This window comes from Pantoea sp. C1E2, from assembly GCF_056491465.1.
In genome coordinates, this window is record NZ_JBSZHT010000004.1 from 391,556 (window position 1) to 414,082 (window position 22,527).

Below are 22,527 nucleotides of genomic sequence, written 5' to 3' on the forward strand. Positions count from 1 at the left end.
CAATTCTGGCAATCAGGCCGACACCTTGCCTCGCGGGTCATCAATATGCTGTTTCGCCACGTCGTAACGAATACCCTCACGATTAAGGATGCGGACATGTTTCACCACGGTCGCCAGCGCTTTCAGGAATGTCTCTGAATGTTCGTGTCGCTCATAGGCTTCAATGTCCGCCCAGCCCTCTGACAGATGAAAAGCATCTGGATTCATGAGGTCTTGAGAAAATGCATAAAACACACAGCCGGGCAGCTGTTGCGCAGCCTGCATTTCCGGTCTGACAACATCAATGAAGGTTTGGCGGTCATCTGGATGTACGCGATAGTAAGCGCTGACAATGATTTCGGTTGGTTGGGTTTTGTCATGATCGCCCGCAGAAGAAATGCGTGTGTCAGCTGTATTGATACTCATTTTTTATCTCCAGTTATTTTATCGAATGTAAAAACCGCTTCAGGCGGACTGCTCGCCACTGAATGCACGCCATGCGGCGAGGGTATCCAGCGACTCCCGCAGCAGTTTGATTTTTCCCTCTTCAGCCACCAATCTTCCGGCATAAGTCTGCTTATATACGCGATCGGTGCCCGCCAGTTCGGCTTCCACGCTGTATTCGCCAAAGGCCTGTGTTGGGGTATCGATAAAGAACTGGATATTGCGGAAGCGGAAATCCGGGATTTTCACCAGCAATCCGGCGATGAAGCGTTCGATTTCAGCCGGCCCCTGCACTCTGTGCGGCAGGTCAAGCGTTTGCAGATAGGGCAGTTCCAGCACGCCATCTGCGGCAAAAAGCGCCGCGGCGGCTTTAGGATCCTGGATACTGTCCAGGTAGTTCTGGAGTAATTGAACGGCAGTTTTCATGATAAGAGTGCTCCTGTTTTCAGTGCCGGACGACTGCCGGCGGTGTGGAGCAACAATAATAAAACTCAGGAGCAATCAAAACAGCAAAGAATGAAAGCCATCATTTCATAAATGAAAAGATGAAGAGGGTTATTTAGGCCAGCGCCATTCAGGTTCACTGAGATGTCTGGCAAAGAAGTCTGACAGCACCTTAACCTTCAACGGCCGACTGCGCGAAGTGGGGGTAACAAAATAGAGCCCGCCTTGTGTCATTGACCACTCATCCAGCAGATGTATCAGACGGCCATCTTTCAGATACTCCGCGGCCATAAATTCTGGCAGTTCCGCAATCCCGAGGCCCGCCAGCAGAGGTGGCAGCAGTGCATCAGAGTTGGTCACACGCAGCGGTCCGCTCGGAACAATATCTTCCTGCGCGCCGGATTCATGCGTGAAGCGCCATACCTGGCTTTTGGCACGATAGGCATAACTGAAGCACTGCCGGGAAGAGAGTTCACGTGGATGCTGCGGCACACCCTGCTCAGCGAGATACGCCGGTGAGGCCACCAGAAATTGCGTCACGGCACAGAGCCTGCGCGCTACGAGCGAAGAGTCCGGCAATGCGGCAATACGTAACGCGGCATCAAAGCCTTCGGCGATCAGATCGACCGATGCATCGGACAGATGCAGATCGACACTCAGCTCCGGGAACTGGCGGATAAGTTCTGGCATCAAAGGGGCTACCCAGCGTAAGCCAAACGACATGGGCACCGCTAAGCGCACCTGTCCTCGCGGCTGAACCGACAGTTCATGGGCTTCGCTTTCCACTTCTTCTGCCTGGCGATACATCTCTGACGCCTTCGCCGCCATGCTTTGACCAAACTCCGTTAACGCCAGTTGGCGAGACGTCCGGTTAAACAGCCGGCCGCCCAGCCGCTCTTCCAGACGAGCAACTGCACGCGACACGGTGGGCACGGAAACGCCCATCACTCTGGCTGCTGCCGCAAAAGAACCTTCCTCTGCCACTTTCGCAAACATCGCGAGTCCTTCGAAATCGGGGAATCTGTTCATTTCAAATCTGCAATGATGAGTTTCAAATCATTCTATTTTGAAAGTCGTCGCACGTCGATATGCTTATTCCATCGCGACAACAACCGCTGTCGTCAATGAGCTGATTCACTTATCACAGGAATATAAGACATGAAAACTCAACGTATCGCTTCAACGCTGTTTGCTTCTTCTCTGCTGCTAGGCGCTGCCAGCCTCTCTGCTCCGGCTTTCAGCGCTGACGCTGCACCGCTGGTCACCATCTCAGGCGTTGACCACGCCGGTATCAACATCCCTGACCTGGCTAAGGCCATCGCGTTTTTCCAGACCACTTTTGGCGCCAAGATTGAATCAGACATTACCCCCGGCGCTATCCCGGATGCGTGGAAAGCCGCGTTTAACTGGCATCAGTCCAGTGACCTCAAGCGTTTTGTCATGATGCGTCTGCCTGATGGCACCGGGGTCGAACTGTTCCAGTACAGCGGTGCGCAAATCGGCCATTCACGTCCTCACCAAGATGATGACGCGGCAACGCATATCGCACTGAGAACGCATGATGTGCCCGCCAGTTTTAAGGCGATTCAAAAAGCCGGACTGAAAACCCTGAATGAGCCGGTAACCAACGCCGACGGCACTCAGTGGTTTTATTTCCTGACGCCATGGGGCTCGCAGATTGAGCTGGTAGGCAAAGCGAAAGCAGCAAACTGACAGAGGACACAAACATGAAAAAGGTATTCACCCAATCCCTGCTGCTGGCGGCATTGCTGGCCGGGTCACATAACGTATTAGCGGAGAACACAACCATGAACATCACGACGGCTCAGATAGCACCCGCAGGCTTGCAGCAGCTCATCGATCGCCACTTTGCTATCTGGAATAACACCGATGCTGTTGAACGAGAGAAAGCGTTTGCGGCTGTTTACTCATCAGATTTTTTCGTTGCCGATTATGACGGACTGAACGCAGGGGCGGACCGCGTGAATGCCGCCATCAGCAGAGTTCAGTCACAGCATCCGGGCTTTATCTTTACCCCGGCAGCTGTCGAGTGGAATCACGGCATTGCCCGTGTGACCTGGGGTTATGGTCCAAAAGACAATCCGTATCTGGTGCGGGGAGAAGATGTCTTTACGGTCAGTGAGGGCAAGTTGTCGAGCGCTCGGGTATTTCTCAATAAGTAACGCAGCTCTTTAACGATTTTTTGATTATCCACCCACGTGGAAAGTGTTTTCTGGATTCGTGCATTTTTTCGCACTTATCAATGACGTTACAGTGCTAACCGAACTCAGCAGTCTGACCTTCACTGTAACCCGATGACTTCAAAAGCTAATTCATAACTTGATTAAGGAGTTTCACCATGAGTAAAAAACTTTCAGGCAAAATCGCGTTAGTCACGGGCGGCAGCTCAGGTATTGGTCTGGCCTCAGCGCAGGAGCTGGCGGAGCAGGGGGCGAAAGTCTACATCACCGGCCGCCGTCAGGAAGAACTTGATGCGGCAGTAGCCCTCATCGGGCCGTCAGCGACAGGTATCCGCGCAGATGCCTCTGTTCTGGCCGATCTCGATACGGTGTTTTCCACCATTGCGGGTGAATCAGGGAAGCTTGATGTGCTGTTCGCGAATGCCGGTGGCGGTGACATGATGCCGCTCGGCGCCATCACTGAAGAGCATTTTGACCGTATTTTCGGCACCAACGTACGTGGCGTGCTGTTCACCGTACAGAAGGCGCTTCCGCTGTTGACCAACGGTGCCTCCGTCATTCTTACCGGTTCGACTGCTGCGGCGAAAGGTACCGCCAGCTTCAGCGTCTACAGCGCCAGCAAAGCCGCCGTGCGTAATCTGGCACGCTCCTGGGCGCTTGACCTGAAGGAACGTGGCATCCGCGTCAATGTGGTTAGCCCGGGTCCTATCCGTACCCCAGGTCTGGGAGGTCTTGTGCCGGAAGAGCACCGCCAGGGTTTGTTTGATGCACTCGCCGCCGGCGTACCTCTAGGTCGTTTGGGAGAACCGGAAGAGATCGGTAAAACCGTGGCATTCCTGGCGTCTGATGATGCGAGCTTTATTAACGCTGCGGAAATATATGTAGACGGTGGCTTAGCGCAGATTTAATTCATTACCAGACAGACCCTCTTAATTATTTATAAAAACGGCGACATGATTATTTATTTTGTCGGTGGATAGCCTTGCGCCATGCATATCAGAACGATGAATAAATGTCGTTGTAGAAGACGATATTTATTCATTCGGTTATGACGTCAGGCCAGGAATAACCTGCACATCATCAACGGAGAAACAAAAAATGAGCTTTATTACCACACCTGATACCACTCGTCTTTTTTATAAAGACTGGGGTGACAAAAATGCACAACCGGTTATTTTCTCTCACGGCTGGCCATTGAGTTCAGATGCCTGGGATGGGCAGATGCTTTTCCTGTTGCAGCAAGGGTATCGTGTGATAGCGCTTGACCGTCGCGGTCATGGTCGCTCCGACCAGCCATCTTACGGCAATGAAATGGACACCTACGCCGACGACCTCGCCGTGCTGCTGAATGAGCTGGATGTAAAAAATGCGGTGCTGGTTGGGCACTCGACCGGTGGCGGTGAAGTGGCGCATTACATCGGGCGCCATGGCGAAGCTCGCGTAGCAAAAGTGGTGCTGGTTGGCGCGGTTCCGCCCATCATGATTTCATCGGCTGAGTGGCCTGAAGGCACCGATATGGCGGTGTTCGATGGCATCCGCAAAGGTGTCTTTGATAACCGTTCGGACTTTTATCTCAACCTCGCTATCCCTTTCTACGGGATGAATCGCGAAGGGGTAGAGATCAACGAAGGCCTGCGCCTGAGCTTCTGGAATCAGGGCATGGCCGGTTCAATTGTCGGTCAGTACGCCTGTATCAGAGAGTTCTCGGAAGTGGATTACACCGAAGACCTGAGAAAAATCGCCGTGCCAGCATTGGTCATTCATGGCGATGATGATCAGATTGTCCCGATCGGTCACTCTGGGCTGTTATCTGCTGAGATTATCCCGCATGCCGAGCTGAAAATTTATCCCGGTGCGTCTCACGGTCTGGCGGCAACCCATCAGGATCAGCTTAATCAGGATCTGCTGGAATTTATTCAGTCTTAGGTCATCCGAGCCAGCCACCTCATTTAATTATGAGGTGGTCGCGCTATTTAATTTGTTTTTACCCTCACGCCGCATTTTCCTTTTCATTTTTTGGAATAAAGGCACGCATGCGTATGAAGTTTTATCAGTTAATTCCTTCCCTGTTGGGGCTGTTATTTATGGCGGATGTTGAAGCACAGGATCACGCACATCAGTCTGGCACTGCTGAATCCGCATTCATCCAGGACAATCAAACAGCGATGGACAGGATGATGGCAGCCATGGAGGTCAAGCCATCTGGCAACATTGATGATGATTTCGTGGCGATGATGGCCCCGCACCATCAGGGCGCGATAGACATGGCCATCGCCGAACTTCGCTACGGCTCCAATCCGCAGCTTCGCCGTATCGCGCAGGAAATTATTGTTACTCAGCAGCAGGAGATCACTGCCATGTATCAGGCACTGAATAAACCGCTGCCTCCCGCGCAGGCGGCTCCCGACCAGATTGCGCCAGTAAAGGGTATGACGCCCTGATAAATCACACCGATTTTCCTTTTGACAGACCCCACTGAACAGGATGATGCAATGAAAACGTTATTAAGGACCGGACTTGCTGTCGCTGTCGCGCTCTCTGCTTTGCCCGCGATGGCAGGCCAGACTCCCTTTGGTGCTGCAGCCGCCGAGATTCCCCTCAGCCACCATGACCGTGTGTATGCCGCGGAACAGTTCTCGAATACCGTCTCCGTCACCGATCCAGCCAGTAATAAGCTGCTCGGCGTTATCCGATTGGGCGATCCCCAGCCAGCAAACCTCAGCCCTTTGTACAGAGGCCAGGTGTTGGTACACGGCATGGGATTTTCACCGGATCGTAAAACGCTGGTTGTAGTCTCAATTGGCTCAAACTCAGTGAGCTTTATCGATACTGCGACGAACACCGTCAGGCATATCACCTACGTGGGACGTTCTCCGCACGAGGCGTTCTTTACGCCAGATGGAAAAGAAGTGTGGGTGACGGTCCGTGGCGAGGACTACGTTTCGGTACTTGATGCCAGTAGCGGTGAAGAGAAGACGCGTATTAAAGTGCCTGGCGGTCCAGGCATGCAGATCTTTTCCCCTGACGGACAGTACGGTTACGTCTGCTCTTCGTTTAACCCGGAGACCGTGGTGGTTGACGTCAGGACGCACAAAATTGTTGGATCGGTGAAACAGGCCAGCCCGTTCTGCCCGAACATTGCGGCAACGCCCGATGGCAAACAGGTGTGGTTTACCCTTAAGGACACGGGGAAAGTCCAGGTCTTTAACGCAAGACCGCCTTTCAACATTATTGAAACGTTGGATACCGGCCCCATCACCAATCACGTCAACATCGTCGAAAACGCGAAAGGCAGTTTTGCATGGGTCACGGTCGGTGGTCTGAACCGAGTCAACGTCTACCGCACTGATGACTTCTCACTGGTGGCCTCTATCCCGGTCGGAAATCTCCCGCACGGGCTGTGGCCATCTGGTGACGGGAAACGTATTTACGTTGGTCTGGAGAATGCCGATGCGCTCGCAGCGATTGATACGGCGACTTATAAGGTGGTAGCTACCATCCCTATTGGGCAGGCACCGCAAGCGGTTGCTTATGTGCCAGGTGCTGTGCCGCAAGGTGATGGCATGCAGGGCTTGCAGCCTCTGGGGATCGCCGGCCAGGCAGTGCATCTCCAGTTGAAAAGCGTGGGTGCTGCCGAAAATGCGCAGGCGATGACAACGGTTTCACTGTTTGAACAAGGGATAACCCAGGTTCTGCAGGCGTCGGCGACGGGTTTAGAACCCAAACAACCTTACCTGCTGGCATTGTCATCGCGAGCCGACGGCAGCGGCGAACTGGAACCCTTGACGCGCTTTATGACTAACCCTGCTGGTGCGGCCATTGTTAACGCGGTTGGCCCGATACGGCAGATCGTAGATGCCCGACACGCGGATGAACGTCGCTACCTTGTGATTGCCAAAAGCGATGGCAGTCACCAGGGGAGCGTCGTCCAGGTTCAGACGCGCTAATACCTAACGGGTGTGGTCAATCCCGTCACTACGCGTCTGCATGACTAAAATTGTGGTTCACTCTCACCCGCCTTAATGGTGGGTTTTTTTATGGATTAATACGGCAAAAACGCCTCTAAATTTCATTCATATTTTTTGAATGTTTTCGATGAATCTCTTTGCTATTAAACCCGGCTTCGTGAGCGCATGATAAATCCATCGAGGAAGATAGCCTTAAAACTAAATAAATCATTGAGGAACAGACCATGAAAAACATCAAAACTTTCGTTGCAGTTATCGCACTTTCAGTTGTTTCATTCGGTAGCTTTGCTCAGAACGTAACCGCTTCAGCCTCAACTCTGGACGCTGCAGAAGCGCAGATTGCTGCTCAGGCACATCAGGCGGGTGCTTCATACAAAATCACAAGTGCACGCCTCAATAATGGTGCGTATATCTCTGCTGAGTTGACCAAATAAGTCAGCGTTTAATGGGTGATTAAGGGCCGCGAAAGCGGCCTTTGGTTTTTGGGCGGAAGGCAATAATAGCCGGATGAAGGGCGCTGCCGTTCAAATTTGTCTGACTGGTTTATTGCTGCAGGCAATACAGAAACGGTAATGGCTAAGAAATTTAACTGATCTAAGGTTTATTCGCTTAATCAAAAACGTGGTACTAGAGTGACCCTAAGCGCAGGGCTTAGAGGGCTGCTATGAGCGAAAAGCAGATCTTTTATAAAGACTTTTTCATAAAAATACGGCTTGTTCCTTCGGGTTTGCAGTCTATACGTCCAAATTCTTCCCAACCGTGCTTTTTGTAGAACTCAGGGGCCTGAAAGTTAATTGTGTATAAGAATGCTGCAGTACAGCCCCTTCTTCTTCCTTCATCCTCGAAGTGTGAGAGGATTTCTGTACCAATCCCCTTACTCCGAAACTCCGGTGGTAGATAGAAGAGATCTATAAAAAGTAGACCCAACGAAGAACGCCCCTGCATTCCCCCTAGAACTTCACCGTTAGTCTTTGATTTTAATAATACAGATAATGGCAGGCGATCACTCATTCCCGTCATTAAATCATTGAAATTGTTGAGACCTTCTTCAATCGGGATCAATTGCTCAGCGTTAGGATTTGCGCAGATCTCTAAATTTATCCCTTCAAAAATGCCATTCATTTAAAATGTCCTTATAGATTAAAGTGCTGTTTAAATATACAGCCATTAGGTGCAATCACAAGAGGTTTGTCGTTTATGGTTTGCGTTTAAGCCGCATGATCAACTTCCGCTCTTGGCACAGAGCAGACATCCATAACAGCCCTAGCTATGCGGACATTGCTAACAGCATTTAGTGTGAATACGTGGGGAGCAGGTCAGCACTGTTATCATTTTACCCTCTGTTATCAATCAATATTTAGTCAGCCCGAGGTGGTCCCGCAGATGGGTTCCTTCATATTCGGTACGAAAGATGCCTCGTCGTTGCAGTTCCGGCACTAGAAGTCCAGTTAATGCCTCTACTCCGGTTGGGAAATGAGTGGGCACGGCAAGGAATCCATCACAGGCATCGGCATCAAGCCAGGCTTGCATCTGATCGGCAACCGTGGCCGGGGAACCGATGGCTTTAAGATAACTGCCTTCCGCGAAGTAGCGGGCAGTTTCAAGGACAGAGAGATTTTTATCACGGGAAATAGCCATAATCGCGTCCCGGTGCGATTTTCCCGCGTTTGATTCAGGCAGCTCTGGTACAAGTTCATTAAGGTCAAACTGGCGAAAATCGACCCCACCCGCCAGTGGTTTCAGATTGCTTAGGGCAATGTCATCTGGAATTAGGGCTAACATTTGGTCGGCCAGTTCTCTGGCCTTCTGGTCTGTTTCGGCAATGATGGGAGTAAGCCCCACCAGGATTTTGATTGAATCGGGTGAGCGTCCGAATTCCTGAGCGCGCCGACGAATGTCATCACGAAATGCGCGCCCGCCTTCGATGGTGGATTGCAGTGTAAATACCACATCAGCCGTCCGTGCCGCCAGCGCCCGGCCGGGCTCTGATGCACCGGCCTGAAAAATAACAGGTCGCCCTTGTGGGCTGCGCCCCATCGGAAGTGGACCACGAACCTTAAAATGCGTGCCCTGGTGCTGTAGAAAATGCATTTTATCAACATCGAAGTAAACACCGCTCTGCTTATCCCGCGTGATAGCATCCTCATCCCATGACTCCCAGAGGCCGTTAACAACGTCGACGAACTCTTCCGCCCTTCCATAGCGGTCTGCGTGACCCACATGGGCATCCAGGCCATAGTTTTGCGCTTCATCTTCGTTAAACGAAGTGACTAAATTCCATCCCGCGCGCCCCTTGCTAATAAAATCGAGAGTTGAGAACCGACGCGCAATGTTGAACGGTTCGTTAAATGTCGTCGTGGCTGTGGCAGCCAGACCCAATCGTGAGGTATGGGCTGCGAGAAGCGGTAGCACCATCGTAGGGTCAAAGTGGATTGAACGGGGGTTAGCCGCACCGTATTTGTCACCCGCCAGGATGTCATTACTACGACGCACGGCGGCCTGGTCTTCGAAAAAGATGGCATCCAGTTTTGCAGCTTCTGCAAGTTGTGCAGCGTGCACCAGATGGTCGATGTCCAGATCTATTTCAGGAATGGCGTCCGGCAATCTCCAGGCTCCGAGGTGATATCCCGGGAATAGGAACAAGGCTAAATGAAGCTTCTTCTGTGTCATAAATTCACCTCTTATTAATACTGTGCGAAAGCGCGATCTCATCGCCTGGATGATTAGCCTGTGCATTGCCATGACAGTATGGGTAATTTAAGGTGTACTAATCCATCAGCATAAATGCACGTACCTGTCGCATAAAACTATACAGGGTCGCCATGAGTCCGTTTTCCCGCTTTGCAGCCTACTTTATGGAGGTTGCGCGCCATGGAAGTCTTCGAAAAGCAGCGGAAAGGCTGCACGTTTCCGCGTCAGCCATTAATCGACAGATCCTCCAGGCGGAAGAAGATCTGGGTATACCTTTGTTTGAGCGACTGCCGGGTGGCATGCGTATGACAACGGCAGGTGAACTTCTCTACACCGACCTACTCCGCTGGCAACGTGACTTTAACGTGACAAAACAACGATTTGATGAGATTAAGGGGCTCAAGCGCGGCAAGGTCAGTATTGGGCTGGTTCAGGCTTTGACGGAGGGGCAACTCTGTGAAGAGATTTCTGCAATTGCTCAAGAGCATAGCTGGCTGGATCTCCAGCTAAATGTTGAAAGCAGTGCGGTAGTCACACAGCAGGTGCGGGATTCCGAAATTGATTTTGGACTGATACTCGACCCGGAAAGCGTTGTCGGACTTGAAGTGTTCGCCTTTGCAGAGATCGAGATGGGTATTGTTCTGCCGCCTCAGCACAGGTTTAAGGATAATGTGGCGCTTTCCCTGTCTGACCTGAATGAAGAAAAGCATATTCTTCCAGGCAAATCACTGGTCGTTCACGAACGTGTTCGATCAATTTACGCCCATGCGCGTCAACTGCCCGAGTCAGCAATCTCCTGCAATGATATTCGCCTGATTAAAGCGCTCATTGCGGGAGGAGCCGGCGTGAGTGTGCTGTGCTGGCTCGACGTAATGGAAGATGTCAGAGCGGGACGTCTACATTTTATTCCTCTAAAGAACAGGCCGCTGCGTCCTCTGATTCTGGGTTTATGCATTAACTCTACAAGGCAGCTATCCCGGGCAGCTCATCACGTGATGAAGCGCCTGTCTGTAGTTATTGAGGCCTTATGACCTGCTCCCCGTGGATTCCGCCTCTTCCGGCGGTGCGTACATCGCGATTTTTAGCCTTTGATGGCAATCATTTAGCTAACTTGATAACAAACGAACCATCCTCTTTTTTGATTTTGGCTCCTCGTTCTGCCCAGCGATCCGCAAGTTCAAAAAACTCATCGGCACTGATATTGAAATCCAGCACAACTTCCCTGAATTCACCACTTTTCAACATCTCGTTCGCTTTTTTATAGGACTTTGCAGTTGTGCTTTTCATGGATTTTCTTCTCCGAAAGTTCAGTGGGTAATTTTTGTTCAGTGCAGGATATCTCTGGTTGGTTCTTTAGTCGCAAAAAAATGCGCCACCGGACGCATTTTCATCCATAGGATGACCCGCTATACAGCCCCCTTCCCCTTCGAGTGAGCATTCCATCCTTTAATTTCGCAGACAACCTGATTATGTTAATAAACATATGCCGCATGCAACGGGCTCTGCATTAACACCCCAAAACGAGGTTAAGGATGATTTCACTGGGTTTTGTGTCAAAGAAAATGCTGTCTAATTGGAGTGACGTTCCGCCCTACCTGCCTGATTTCCAGTTCCACGAAAAACACAGCGCTGTAATCCAAACCACCAGCCCTGAAAAGATCATGCCGCTTATCAAGGCATTTGATATTGAACAGGATTCGGTGATCCGGGCATTAATGTCGATACGACAGTTGCCGCAGAAACTGCAAAGAAAGGCCCCTGAAACCCAGGATGATCAATTCGGTCTGCAAACTTTCACGCTTCTTCACGCCTCTGCTTTAGAACTTTGCTATGGGTTAAGAGGCGAGTTTTGGCGCGCCGACTTTGGTTTAGAAAAGATATCTGACGCAGAAGAGTATCAGCAATCCGCGCGGCCGGGTGCTGCAAAGCTATTGCTGCGCTATCAAGTTAATCTACTCAACCACAGCCAATCCGAGCTCATTACCGAAACGTTCATCCACTGTCCGGATAAAGCCACTCATTTGAAGATGGCGGCTTACTGGCTGGCGATCAGAGCAGGAAGTGGTTTGATTCGGCGCAGAATGTTGAACTCCGTTAAGCATGAGTTGGAAAATAAACCATAAAAAGGAAGCAGGATGATTTCTAAAGAAAATGCTGAACATTATGTCTGGGGTGATAACTGCGACGGTTGGTATTTGGTCAATCGTCAGGACATGCTGATTATTCATGAGAAAATGCCTCCCGGCACACGTGAAACCCGTCACTTTCACTCCATCTCCCGACAATTCTTTTTCGTTCTGCAGGGCGTCCTGACGATGGAACTGGAAGGTGAAAAACACGACATCGAGGCTCAGCAGGGACTGGAAATCGCCCCAGGTGCAAAGCATCAGGCCAGAAACGACAGTGCAACTTCCGTTGAATTTCTTGTTATCTCCCATCCAACGCCACGAGGTGATCGTACCGATCTTTCAGCATGATGAATTTCAACTATGATTCCCCTTGCACCTCACATGAAGCCAAATCATGAATCACGAGAAAGAAGCTGAACATATCATTGACCTGTATCGGGAAGGTGCAGAAGTCTGGGATAACCATCGGACTAAGCATTTTATCGAGCAGCATTGGTTGGCGCGTTTTCTGGATCTGATTCCTGCTGGCGGTGAGATCCTGGATGTAGGCTGCGGCGCAGGTATTCCAATTGCTGAGTACTTTTTGCAGAAGCAATTTAAGGTCACGGGTGTGGATGCTTCCGAGCCGATGATCGCCCGCTGTCGGGAAAGGTTCCCACAGGCGCAATGGCAAATTGCCGATATGCGCACGCTGGCACTTGAGAAGACTTTTAACGGCATCATCGCATGGGACAGCTTCTTCCACCTGACGCGCGACCACCAACGCGCGATGTTTCCGCGCTTTGCTCGACATGCCAAGGTCGGCGCTGGCTTAATGTTCACCAGCGGCCCCGATGATGGTGAGGCGATGGGCACTTTTCTTGACCGTCCGCTCTATCATGCCAGTCTGGCTCAAGAGGAGTTCCGCCAACTGCTGTCGGATAACGGTTTCAACGTGGTTAATCAGATCACCGAAGATGCCACTTGCGGTGGCAGAACGGTGTGGTTGGCTCAGAAAAACAAAACTGCTTAAAGCGCGAAATCCACGTGCTGGCCGCCAGGCATATTCACGCCAATCGTTAATTGCCCGCCCAGCGCCTCAACATAACGCTTTAAGGTGGCAATTTTAGGTCTTCACCACGCGCTTCAATTGCTGCAACTGACGGTTGGGCGATACCCATCACCGCCCCTCAATCATCCCCCACATCCCTGCAAACACTCCGCTAAGACTTTTGTTTCCCACTTCCGAAAGGTGGTTGTCGTCTCGATACAGCGGCACATTTTCTCTCGCGCCATAGCAGAAACGGCTATCACACAATCCCTGTGCGGCATCCAGCAAGGTGACGTTAGGTGAAAGCGCCGCGATCTTGTTGAGCATCGCCAATGCATCCTGATGACGTGATTGATACTCGGCACGAGATTGCTGAATGGTCAGCACTTTGCCGCGCATCGCATCGCGTGACATGCGATAAATCACGTCATAACCGAATTCCGGCACCGGCGTCATGATGAATACACGATGATGGCTGGCGAGCTGTTTCACCGCCGCGCCAAAATGCTGCTGATAGGCGGCGAGGGAACTGCCATCCTGCCTGAAGGTATAAGATGGCGTGCCGCTGCCGCTTCCATACTCACCGTGCAGATAAAACGACATGCGATTGATGATCAATACCGATGCGTTGGGGTATTTGCGTTCGATGTCGGCCATCGCCGCCTTCACAAAGCCACCGCAATCAGGGCTGGCGCTGCGTTGAATATCCGGCACTGAGGGGCAGCCTGATTGCGCTATAAATACCAAACCATCATTTGGCCGGGCGCTTGCCACAATCGAAGACAACATGGCGGCGGCGTGGCTATCACCCAACACCACCAGGTTTACCTTGCTGGCACTGCCAAAAACGCACTGTGGTGAGGTCATGCCGCTGAGCACAAAGCAATTTTTGGCCATTGCAAAGCGTTGCTGAGAATAGTGTTCAATCGAGGCCACCACAGCGGGCGCGCGTGAAGGGATTCCCGCCTTTGCCACAATCGTCACCCCGAACAACATCACCACCGAGGACTGCCCAAGCGCGATATAGGTTTTTCGGCTAAACCAACCTTGCGAATTCTCGACCCAGACGTAAGAAATCCAACCTGCGGCCAGAGACAGCAGAATTAACAACATCTGGCTGACGATCGTGATGGGCCAGTCCGCCAGATGCCAGAACACCCACAAAGGCCAATGCCATAAATAGATCGAGTAAGACGTTTTGCCGATGTGCTGCACGACGCGATGATTTAACCACCGACTGTTCTGCACTGCCGCGTGAAGAATCAGCGCGGTGAATAAGACGGGTATCAGCGTCATAATACCGGGCCAGGCGATGTTCTCATCAAATATTAACGCGCATAATATCAGTGACAAAATACTAACTGGCGGAACCCAACCCTGCCCGCTCAGTCGGGTTTTAGGTGCCAGATACACTAATCCGCCAACCAGCATTTCCCATGCGCGGGTGGGCAACAAATAATAAGTCGCGGTGAGATGATAATCAGTGGCGACCATCACCAGTACTAATCCAAACGACAGCAGCGCGGCAACTCCCATCGTCCAGGCAAACTGTTTGCGCAGGAAACGCGCGGTGAACATTAACGCCAGAGGCAATAATAAATAAAACTGCCACTCAACGCTTAATGACCAGGTGTGCAGCAGCCATTTATATACCGATCCGGTATCAAAATAACCGCCCTGTTTGAAATAGACCACATTGGATATAAAGCTGAGGCTGGAGACCGCATGCTCAGCCATGCGTTGATACTCGTCTGGCGGCATCAGGAAATAACCCATCAACATTAATATTGCGCACAACACCATTAATGGCGGGATAGTTCGCCTGCAGCGCGCGGCATAGAAAGCCATCAGTGAAAATTTCTGATAATTAAGTCGCGACAGAATAATTCCCGTCATTAAATAACCAGAAATAACAAAGAACACATCAACACCGAGGAACCCTCCACTCACTTGGTTAAAACCAAAGTGATAGAGGAGGACTAACATAACCGCATAGGCACGCAGCCCGTTAATGTCAGAGCGGAAAGTCATGGGGATAATCCCTGAAAGAGGTTTTCAGGATAATGTAAAGATTGTGATAAGACGCAGCAATCGATGAAATCTCTGTAATTTCATCTCCATGACAAAAGAAATGGAACTGTACACCCGATGATTTATCTTAAGGCCATTTAATTCCCCCTCGAATAATCATCATGTTGTCAGACGCCTAAACACGAACAGCTTTACGAAATCATTATTAACTTAAATGAAATGAGATCAGGATATTCAGAATAGTGTCACACTCTCATCAGCCGATATTAACGTTCAGAAATAGTGAGCCATTAAGGTTTACCTGGTGCTAATACCGCAATTGCACCTTCGATTAAACGATAATGTGCAGGCGTGCGGCCAATAATTTCCCCATCCGCATTAATGTCATGCGGACGCCGGGTGTGCAGGCTAAATTGGGTGCCGCTCAGCGTACGCACGTTGCCCCAGCGACCATGCGTACCACGACGCAGCGAGGGAAACAGCACCAGAATTTGCCACCAGTGACGCACTTCCAGGCTATACGCATCCAGACGACCATCATCGGGTGCTGCGTCCTTCTCTATCGTCATCCCACCGCCGTAAAAGCGGCCGTTGCCCACCGAAAATTGCACCGTTTTAATTGCTTCCTGCTGGCCATCATAATGCAGCATGGCGCTGAACGGACGGCTTTGCCGCAGCAGGCGTAAAGCAGCAAGCGCATAACCCGCTGTGCCCCAATTTTTCTTGGCTGCTGCGGTGAGATTGCATGCCAGGCTGGCAGAAAACCCAACGCTGGACACGTTCAGAAACAGATGGCCGTTGACTTCACCCAGATCGATACGCCGCGTGTGTCCTGCGACGATGATGTTGATCGCTGCCTCCAGATTAAAAGGAATGCCTAACGTACGGGCAAAGTCATTGGCCGTGCCGAGCGGTAAAATGCCCAGCGGCAAGCGGGATTGCATCAGCCCCGGTGCCGCCGCATTCAGCGTGCCATCGCCGCCGCCGACAATCACCACATCCACTTGATGCTGATGCGCCAGAATCAATTCACTGTAACTGCGTTCATCATCTTCGTGCGGGGTAATCAGGAAATAGCCTGCTGCCGATAATTGCTGATGAGCCAGATCCGCCCACTGCGCACCACGGCGTGCCCGACGATTGACCAGCAGGAGCGCGCGCCGCTGCTCAGGTTGAGCACCAGGATTGGTCATCTCGATATTTCCCTGAAATTAAATGCATCAGGCGAAAGTAACCAGAGATAACGCAACTGGCAATCTTCCTTAGATATCTTTACACCCATAATAGGATTTATCTATATCTGAAAGTTATTAAGATCCCCTTAAGATTTTTGTGCTTCACTTATTCACTGGCGAACACCAGATTTGACGCATTGCGTTATCACAATACTCTCCATGAGCAAGGGTGAATTATGCTGATAAAACTGAAGCGAACCAGAACACACGTTGAAGATCGTAATCTCGCCCTGTGCCTTGCCACATCAGCAGGATTATTGAATGCCATGGCGTTAGCTGCTTTTGGCTTTTTCCCCTCACATATGTCCGGCAATATCGCGCAAATATCCAGCGATTTGAATGAGCTGGATATCCGTAACCTCAAGGTATTTATCGCCATGATTGGTGCCTTTGTCACCGGCGCGGTGGTGGCAAGGATTTCAGTGGTGCTTGGGGTGATTAATGGGCTGCGCACCATATTTAGCTGCATTTTACTGGTGGAAGGCGTGCTGTTAATTATGACCTCGTTGTTCGAAATCTATTATTTCTCATCGAATAATAACGGGGAAATATTGCTGCTATTGGCCTTCTTAATGGGTGTACATAACTCCACCTCGACGCAACTTTCCAACGGTCGCGTTCGTTCTACCCATATTACCGGCACGCTGACGGATGCAGGCATTTCAATCGGTTCGGTATTTGTTGCGTTATTGCGTCGCGATCCTTCCAAAAACATTCGTGCTTTTAAGCAGCAACTGAACACCCATCTGGTGACCATTTTCTCCTTCCTTACCGGTGGCATTGTCGGCCTGCTGATCTTCAATGCGTTAGGCTTCGGATCGCTGATTGGCCCAGGATTAATTCTGGTAGTGATTGCCTCGCTTTCGATTGTTTTCACGCTTTATAAAGTGAAAAGTCGCAGCTACGCCAAAGCGATCCCTTCTTAATACAGAATCAGCAGTAGTCATTCTGCGATGCAGGCGATATAACAAAAGCAGGACAATCTCATCGCAGAGGACGACATGGCGCTTTCACACGAATTGATTCTGATCTACACCACCTATTTTGTTGCCACCGCCAGCCCTGGCCCGAGCAATATGGCGATTATGGGCACGGCAATGAAGAAAGGGCGCGGTGCCGCACTGGCGCTGGCAAGTGGTGTGATCAGCGGTTCGATGATGTGGGCGCTGCTGGCGGCCTGTGGCGTGTTAACCGTGCTGGCAACCTTTGCTCAGCTGTTGATCGTGCTGAAGATAGGCGGTGGTTTATATCTGTTGTGGTTGGCCTTTAAGGCAGGCAAATCCGCCTTACGCCGTCCCGATGCGAATGAATTCAGCGCCAGCGGCGATAAAGTCGCCTTTGCCAGGCTGTTTCGTCAGGGTATTTTGATGCACGTCGGTAATCCCAAGGCGATTCTGACCTGGGTGGCGATTATGTCGGTGGCTTTGAAACCGGATGCTGCAGCCTCAACCTTGCCGATGATCATCGCGGGTTGTGCCACGATATGCGTGCTGGTGTTTTGCGGCTATGCGCTGCTGTTCTCCACGGCGGTGATGGCAGCATTTTATCGCCGTATCCGCCGTGGGCTGGATGCGCTACTGGCCTGCTGCTTCGCCGTTGCGGGATTAAAACTGGTGTTCAGCCGCAGTTAACCGTGAGCGGTGCTGACGACCCAGCAGCACCGCTTAACTCATCAGGAGTTGTTTGGCGCGGCGGCCTGAGTTTCGCTAAAGGTCGGCTTCTGACGCGTCACCGAATAGACCACGTTTTTCGGGCCTTTGGTGTCGGTAGTCACATCTACCGATGAGATGGTCACCTTGCCAAAACCAAACAGCGTCTGCACGTAACCACCGATTTGGTGTTTACCTTCAGCAACGCGAATCTCTTTATTCTCACCTTTCTGCAGCAGACCGGCATCCTGACCATCTACCGTAAGGTATACGGAAGAACCGTCATCGGTGCGCGTGATCTGGTGAGATACGTTGATCACGGTCGGACCGCTATCGAACTGGGAAGGAATGTTGTCATTCTCGATGGGGGCAGCGGCAGGCGCTTCAGCTTGCGCGGTAGCGTTGCTGTCAGCGGCATGGCGTGCGCAGCCGGTTAGCATTAATGCGGCCGTCAAAGCGGCTAGAGTGAAACGCGAAAACATCGTGACGAAAGACCTTTTTCTGAATGAGAAGTGTTTATTTTAGCGTGCCTCGCGGAGTGATGACAGTCACAGAATTCCAGTATTTTCCGAAAACCTGTCTCCAGGTGTTTCATCTGGGGGAAAGCAGCACGGAATGCAAATGGCTAAAATCAGGGCGCCCGTAAGGGACGCCCTACCTTCTCGCGATTACCAGCTGTAGCTGACAGAGGCCACAATCGAACGACCGCTGCCGTAGAAGCACGCGCTGGTGTTGCTGCATGAGGCAACATAGTGCTTGTCGGCCACGTTGTTCACGTTCAACTGCAGCGTGGTGCCACGCAGTGAGTTAGCCGCTTCGCCCAGCTCATATTTCGCCATCACGTCATAAAGCGTGTAGTGCGGAACCTTGTCCTGACCAATGGAATCCGCCCAGGCTGTGCCGGTGTAACGTACACCGCTGCCGAGCGTCAGACCGTTTAGCGCACCATCGAGGAAGCTGTAGCTACCCCAGGCAGATGCGGCATGACGCGGAATGCTGGAAGGCGTTTTACCGACCTGCGCCGCGGTGTTGCTCTCTTTGGTTTCCGCATCGGTAAAGGTATAAGCCGCCATCACCTTAATTTCAGGGGTGATTTGCGCGTGCGCTTCCGTCTCAATACCTTTGGACTTCACCTTACCGATCTGCTCGTTGTAACCCAGTTCGCTGTTGTAAGAGGTGATGTTTTTCTGCGTGATATCAAACGCGGAAACGGTGAACACCGCATCCCAACCCACTGGCTGATATTTGATACCGATTTCCGTCTGCTCGCCGGTGGTTGGTGCGAATGGATCGCTGCCTGGCGCACCGGTGCTCAGGTTCGGTTCGAACGAGGTACTGTAGCTGACATACGGCGATAGGCCGTTATCAAAGGCATACAACAGACCGGCACGGCCGGTGAACTTGCTGTCATTTTGCTGGGTGGTGGTGTTCTCAATGCGGTCCTGCGTGCGCACTTCTGACCAGTCCTGGCGACCCGACAGCAGCAGATTCCATTGATTCCATTCCAGCTGATCCTGCAAATACACGCCAACCTGATCGAGCTTTTTGCGCGTACTGGTGTTCAACGCCAGATCGCTCTCATTGATCGTCACGCTGGTCGGATTCGCCCAATCGAGGATGTATTGGTCACCGCTGTCGCGCCACAGTTTGTTATCGACATCGCTCCATTTGTAATCCAGCCCACCCAATACGGTATGCGCAACGTTACCCGTATCGAATGTCGCTTTCACCTGGTTATCAATGCCCAGTTCTTTGGACTTGATTTTGTCATGCTGCGGACGACGGTTGATAGAGTGATCGTTATCGGCATCAAAGGTATAGACCAGATATTTGTACGACTCATCCATGTTGCTGTAACGCATATTCTGCGTGAAGCTGATGTTGTCGTTGAAGTTGTGCTCAAAGATGTAGCCAACCGAGGTCTGCTCGCGTTTCGCTTCGTTAAAGCTCGGGTCGCTGACGTTGAAATCGTAAGGAATGTAGCCCGCGCTGGTGTTAAACAGCGTGCCGTTAGCTGGCAGGAAGTTACGATATCCAGCCTTTGGCTCGTTCTGATACATGGTCAGCAGGGTGAAACTGGTGTCCGCGTTTGGCAGCCAGGTTAGCGCTGGAGCAATCGCCATGCGCTGCTGCTTGTTATCTTTCACGAACTCATGTCTGGTGCTGGCGATGCCGTTGAGACGATAAAACAGCGTGTTGTCGTCATTCAGTTTGCCGCCGAAATCAAACGCCGCTTCGCCCAGATGCTGATTACCGGTGCTGAGCTGAACTTTATGAATGCTCTGCGCGGTTGGGCGCTTGCTGGTCATCGCGATGATGCCGCCGGGGTTCACCTGGCCATACAACACCGATGCAGGGCCATGAATCATCTCCACACGCTCCAGCAACCACGGATCGATCTGCCCCGCCGCGCCAGCCTGGCCGGATAAGCCATAGCTCAATCCATCGAGGAATTTCGGTGCATAGCGGAAACCACGCGCGATGATCTCATCGTTACGGTTTGAGTTACCACGATAGTTGGTCAGCACGCCGCTGGTGTAGCTCAGAGCATCTGCTACCGACGGTGCAGCCTGATCGTCCATCTGCTGACGCGTAATCACCGAAATCGATTGCGGAGTTTTACGCAGTGGCGTTGAGGTTTTGGTCCCCGCAGCACTCTCTTTCGCCACATAGCCTTGCAGCGGAGACGTCACGCTTTCACGCGTATCCGCATTCACGGTGATGGTCTCTTCTGCCGCCACGCTGAAGGTAGCAGGTGCCACCAGCAGAATTGAGGCCAGTGAAAGGTGAAGACGGGAGAATCTGAACGGAAGTGCCACAGCAGGTATTGCTAAATTTTTTGCTTTAACGGACATAGTTGCCATCTCTATTTCAAACTGCCTTGTCGATGAAATAATCCGTCCACTCCCCTCCACCCAACGGCGAAAGCTGTAACGGATTGAAATATAACTTCCTCTTGCAAAACGCGGCCCTGAATCCCCGTTAAACATCCATCTCAGAATAATCATCTGAAAAATAGGGGATTAATTCGGCGCAAAAATAGTATTGCAAATGTAAATCGTTATCAATAGCATTTGCATTACGTTTATTAATGTAAAGTCTTTGAAGAAAATGTGGAGAGAGGTTGCAGAATGTTTCTCAGCGACGCAGAACAAATGACGCCAATCTGGTTGCCCGCTGGAACAGTTACCCAGTGGTTGCATCAGCACGATTTCGGCAGCCATCGCTGGTGGGAACAGCTGCAAACGGCGGGTACACCAGTGATTGAACATCAGCCGGGTGGAGAAACCCGTATGCATTTCTTCTGGCGAGATCCCGAAGGCCGTTCCGAGCTATCTGCTACTAAAAAAGTTTATGTCGATATAAACGGCGTTACTGACCATCACAGCCAGGCTCCCGAATCCCTTGTTCGCGTGGGCAATAGCGATGTCTGGCATTGGTCGACGCAGATCGAGTCTGACTGGCGCGGCAGCTACAGCCTGATTCCGGTGACGGATGAGCACCTGCCCCCGCTGTTCTGCGGCAGTGACGAAACCTGCCGGGTGCTGCAACGAAAGTGGTGGATATCGCTGATGCCGCTGGCGATCCCCGACATGCTGAATCCTTCACCCCCGTTTCTGAGCAGCCGCCGCTTTGCGCTGAGTAATGCGCATATGCCAGACGCGCCCGATCAATCCGCCTGGCAACAGCTGGATGCCGGTTTAGCGGAAACCTGGCCGGATGGACTGCAAACCTTGCAGTGGCACAGCGATCTGCTCAACGTCACGCGTAACGTCTGGCTTTACACCACTGGAAATACCGCGCAACCGGATCAGCGCCCGCTGGCGATTCTCCTGGATGGGCAAAACTGGGTGTACGGACAACCGATTTTCAGCGCCCTCGATCAGGTCACCGATGCAGGTGAACTGCCGCCTGCCTGCTGGTTGTTTATCGACGTGATCGATAGCCAGCATCGCGAGGTCGAACTGCCCTGCAACGAAACCTTCTGGCAGGCGGTACAACAGGAACTGTTGCCGCTGGCTCGCCAGCATGCTGCGTTCAGCAACGATGCCAGCCGCACGCTAGTGGCAGGCCAAAGCTACGGAGGCCTCGCCGCGCTCTATGCCGGACTGCACTGGCCACAGCGTTTTGGCCGCATCCTCACACAATCCGGCTCGTTCTGGTGGCCGCACCTGCAATACATCCGCGATTACGCCAACCGTGAACAGCACGCTCCGGGTCTGTTGTTGCAGCGTCTGCAGGACAACGCCCTGCCCGTCGGCAAGCTGAAGATTTTTCAGGAAGTCGGCGATCGCGAGCAGGACATGCTTTTCGTGAATCAACAAATACGTCCCGCGCTGGAAGCCGCCGGACACGAACTGTATTTCCGCTGCTACGCCGGAGGGCACGACGCGCTGTGCTGGCGCGGCGGCTTGATCGACGGCTGCCGCTGGCTGCTGGCCGATCTTCTCTCTGACCCAACCTCAAAAGGTAACCACCATGTCTGAACAACAAAATCCGTTTGATAACGACGCGCTCGATTTTCTGGTGCTGATCAATGCGCGTCAGCAGTACAGCCTGTGGCCGGCATTTGCTCAGGTGCCGGCGGGCTGGCAAAACGTGGCGGGACCGCTGCCCCGTGCCGCAGCGATTGAGTACATCGAAACACACTGGCAGGACATGCGACCAGCGACGCAACAGACGTCGTCCAGCGCACATTAAATTTTCAGTTTTTAACTTTTTCTTT

The 22,527-nt window shown here is 51.8% G+C and carries 25 protein-coding genes and 1 pseudogene; 15 read left to right on the forward strand and 11 right to left on the reverse strand.

Annotated features, from left to right (window positions below):
• Window positions 1-12: 12 nt before the first annotated feature.
• From ACXI0A_RS23345 to ACXI0A_RS23355, 3 genes are all read right to left on the reverse strand, one after another.
• A complete protein-coding gene (locus ACXI0A_RS23345; RefSeq protein ID WP_476146802.1) occupies window positions 13-405 on the reverse strand; it encodes an antibiotic biosynthesis monooxygenase in 393 nt (130 codons plus the stop codon).
• Window positions 406-444: 39 nt separating this feature from the next.
• Window positions 445-849 carry a nuclear transport factor 2 family protein gene (locus tag ACXI0A_RS23350; RefSeq protein ID WP_476146801.1) on the reverse strand — a complete coding sequence of 135 codons (405 nt, stop codon included), beginning with the start codon at window positions 847-849 and terminating at the stop codon, window positions 445-447.
• A gap of 129 nt (window positions 850-978) precedes the next feature.
• A complete protein-coding gene (locus ACXI0A_RS23355) occupies window positions 979-1,896 on the reverse strand; it encodes a LysR substrate-binding domain-containing protein (RefSeq protein ID WP_476146800.1) in 918 nt (305 codons plus the stop codon).
• A 129-nt stretch (window positions 1,897-2,025) separates the two neighbouring features.
• On the opposite strand from ACXI0A_RS23355, the gene ACXI0A_RS23360 reads away from it, so the two are divergent.
• From ACXI0A_RS23360 to ACXI0A_RS23390, 7 genes are all read left to right on the forward strand, one after another.
• Window positions 2,026-2,580 carry a VOC family protein gene (locus tag ACXI0A_RS23360; RefSeq protein WP_476146799.1) on the forward strand — a complete coding sequence of 185 codons (555 nt, stop codon included), beginning with the start codon at window positions 2,026-2,028 and terminating at the stop codon, window positions 2,578-2,580.
• 14 nt (window positions 2,581-2,594) lie between these two features.
• Window positions 2,595-3,050 (forward strand): nuclear transport factor 2-like protein, encoded by a 456-nt coding sequence (locus tag ACXI0A_RS23365; protein ID WP_436360018.1) that lies wholly within the window; start codon window positions 2,595-2,597, stop codon window positions 3,048-3,050.
• A gap of 176 nt (window positions 3,051-3,226) precedes the next feature.
• Window positions 3,227-3,976 (forward strand): SDR family oxidoreductase, encoded by a 750-nt coding sequence (locus tag ACXI0A_RS23370; RefSeq protein WP_476146797.1) that lies wholly within the window; start codon window positions 3,227-3,229, stop codon window positions 3,974-3,976.
• A 190-nt stretch (window positions 3,977-4,166) separates the two neighbouring features.
• Complete coding sequence (locus ACXI0A_RS23375; protein ID WP_476146795.1) at window positions 4,167-4,994, forward strand: alpha/beta fold hydrolase; 828 nt, start codon at window positions 4,167-4,169, stop codon at window positions 4,992-4,994.
• Between the two features lie 107 nt (window positions 4,995-5,101).
• Window positions 5,102-5,509: a DUF305 domain-containing protein gene (locus tag ACXI0A_RS23380; protein ID WP_476146793.1), complete on the forward strand. Its 408-nt coding sequence runs from the start codon at window positions 5,102-5,104 to the stop codon at window positions 5,507-5,509.
• 51 nt (window positions 5,510-5,560) lie between these two features.
• The gene (locus ACXI0A_RS23385; protein ID WP_476146791.1) at window positions 5,561-7,015 is read left to right on the forward strand and encodes a YncE family protein; all 1,455 of its coding nucleotides are present in this window, start codon (window positions 5,561-5,563) and stop codon (window positions 7,013-7,015) included.
• Window positions 7,016-7,260: 245 nt separating this feature from the next.
• Window positions 7,261-7,470 carry a YdgH/BhsA/McbA-like domain containing protein gene (locus ACXI0A_RS23390; protein ID WP_476146789.1) on the forward strand — a complete coding sequence of 70 codons (210 nt, stop codon included), beginning with the start codon at window positions 7,261-7,263 and terminating at the stop codon, window positions 7,468-7,470.
• A 250-nt stretch (window positions 7,471-7,720) separates the two neighbouring features.
• On the opposite strand, the gene ACXI0A_RS23395 is transcribed toward ACXI0A_RS23390, so the two are convergent.
• A complete protein-coding gene (locus ACXI0A_RS23395) occupies window positions 7,721-8,158 on the reverse strand; it encodes a GNAT family N-acetyltransferase (RefSeq protein WP_476146788.1) in 438 nt (145 codons plus the stop codon).
• Window positions 8,159-8,386: 228 nt separating this feature from the next.
• Window positions 8,387-9,706 (reverse strand): LLM class flavin-dependent oxidoreductase, encoded by a 1,320-nt coding sequence (locus ACXI0A_RS23400; RefSeq protein ID WP_166932654.1) that lies wholly within the window; start codon window positions 9,704-9,706, stop codon window positions 8,387-8,389.
• 152 nt (window positions 9,707-9,858) lie between these two features.
• Between ACXI0A_RS23400 and ACXI0A_RS23405 the strand changes: the two genes are divergently transcribed.
• On the forward strand, window positions 9,859-10,758 hold the full coding sequence (locus tag ACXI0A_RS23405) for a LysR substrate-binding domain-containing protein (RefSeq protein WP_476146786.1): 900 nt from the start codon (window positions 9,859-9,861) through the stop codon (window positions 10,756-10,758).
• 67 nt (window positions 10,759-10,825) lie between these two features.
• Here the strand turns inward: ACXI0A_RS23405 and ACXI0A_RS23410 are convergent, their stop codons facing one another.
• Window positions 10,826-11,014 (reverse strand): hypothetical protein, encoded by a 189-nt coding sequence (locus ACXI0A_RS23410; protein WP_224932631.1) that lies wholly within the window; start codon window positions 11,012-11,014, stop codon window positions 10,826-10,828.
• Window positions 11,015-11,259: 245 nt separating this feature from the next.
• On the opposite strand from ACXI0A_RS23410, the gene ACXI0A_RS23415 reads away from it, so the two are divergent.
• From ACXI0A_RS23415 to ACXI0A_RS23425, 3 genes are read left to right on the forward strand one after another with little or no spacing between them, the layout of a single operon-like run.
• Complete coding sequence (locus tag ACXI0A_RS23415; RefSeq protein WP_476146784.1) at window positions 11,260-11,850, forward strand: hypothetical protein; 591 nt, start codon at window positions 11,260-11,262, stop codon at window positions 11,848-11,850.
• A gap of 12 nt (window positions 11,851-11,862) precedes the next feature.
• A complete protein-coding gene (locus tag ACXI0A_RS23420; RefSeq protein WP_476146782.1) occupies window positions 11,863-12,204 on the forward strand; it encodes a cupin domain-containing protein in 342 nt (113 codons plus the stop codon).
• Window positions 12,205-12,250: 46 nt separating this feature from the next.
• A complete protein-coding gene (locus ACXI0A_RS23425) occupies window positions 12,251-12,868 on the forward strand; it encodes a methyltransferase domain-containing protein (protein WP_476146780.1) in 618 nt (205 codons plus the stop codon).
• Here ACXI0A_RS23425 and ACXI0A_RS23430 read toward each other — a convergent pair.
• The 3 genes and pseudogenes from ACXI0A_RS23430 to ACXI0A_RS23440 all read right to left on the reverse strand — a co-directional run.
• Window positions 12,865-13,016 (reverse strand): annotated as a pseudogene (locus tag ACXI0A_RS23430) (helix-turn-helix domain-containing protein); the annotation flags it as partial. The gene ACXI0A_RS23425 and the pseudogene ACXI0A_RS23430 overlap by 4 nt on opposite strands.
• Window positions 13,016-14,917, reverse strand: coding sequence for an SGNH hydrolase domain-containing protein (locus ACXI0A_RS23435; protein ID WP_476146778.1), 1,902 nt, complete (start codon window positions 14,915-14,917; stop codon window positions 13,016-13,018). The gene ACXI0A_RS23435 and the pseudogene ACXI0A_RS23430, both read right to left, overlap by 1 nt.
• 290 nt (window positions 14,918-15,207) lie before the next feature.
• Entirely contained in the window at window positions 15,208-16,110 is a 903-nt protein-coding gene (locus tag ACXI0A_RS23440; RefSeq protein WP_476146777.1) for a lipid kinase, read from the reverse strand.
• Window positions 16,111-16,328: 218 nt separating this feature from the next.
• Here ACXI0A_RS23440 and ACXI0A_RS23445 point away from each other — a divergent pair, with 218 nt between their 5' ends.
• Both ACXI0A_RS23445 and ACXI0A_RS23450 read left to right on the forward strand, forming a co-directional pair.
• Window positions 16,329-17,078 (forward strand): DUF1275 family protein, encoded by a 750-nt coding sequence (locus ACXI0A_RS23445; protein ID WP_476146775.1) that lies wholly within the window; start codon window positions 16,329-16,331, stop codon window positions 17,076-17,078.
• Between the two features lie 75 nt (window positions 17,079-17,153).
• The gene (locus ACXI0A_RS23450; RefSeq protein ID WP_476146773.1) at window positions 17,154-17,783 is read left to right on the forward strand and encodes a LysE family transporter; all 630 of its coding nucleotides are present in this window, start codon (window positions 17,154-17,156) and stop codon (window positions 17,781-17,783) included.
• A gap of 41 nt (window positions 17,784-17,824) precedes the next feature.
• Here the strand turns inward: ACXI0A_RS23450 and ACXI0A_RS23455 are convergent, their stop codons facing one another.
• Window positions 17,825-18,283 carry a hypothetical protein gene (locus ACXI0A_RS23455; protein ID WP_224932639.1) on the reverse strand — a complete coding sequence of 153 codons (459 nt, stop codon included), beginning with the start codon at window positions 18,281-18,283 and terminating at the stop codon, window positions 17,825-17,827.
• Between the two features lie 186 nt (window positions 18,284-18,469).
• On the reverse strand, window positions 18,470-20,656 hold the full coding sequence (locus tag ACXI0A_RS23460; RefSeq protein ID WP_476146771.1) for a TonB-dependent siderophore receptor: 2,187 nt from the start codon (window positions 20,654-20,656) through the stop codon (window positions 18,470-18,472).
• A 276-nt stretch (window positions 20,657-20,932) separates the two neighbouring features.
• Between ACXI0A_RS23460 and fes the strand changes: the two genes are divergently transcribed.
• Both fes and ACXI0A_RS23470 read left to right on the forward strand, forming a co-directional pair.
• A complete protein-coding gene (gene fes, locus ACXI0A_RS23465) occupies window positions 20,933-22,288 on the forward strand; it encodes an enterochelin esterase (protein WP_476146769.1) in 1,356 nt (451 codons plus the stop codon).
• Entirely contained in the window at window positions 22,281-22,502 is a 222-nt protein-coding gene (locus tag ACXI0A_RS23470; RefSeq protein WP_034830344.1) for an MbtH family protein, read from the forward strand. The genes fes and ACXI0A_RS23470 overlap by 8 nt, the downstream gene beginning before the upstream one ends.
• Window positions 22,503-22,527 lie beyond the last annotated feature (25 nt).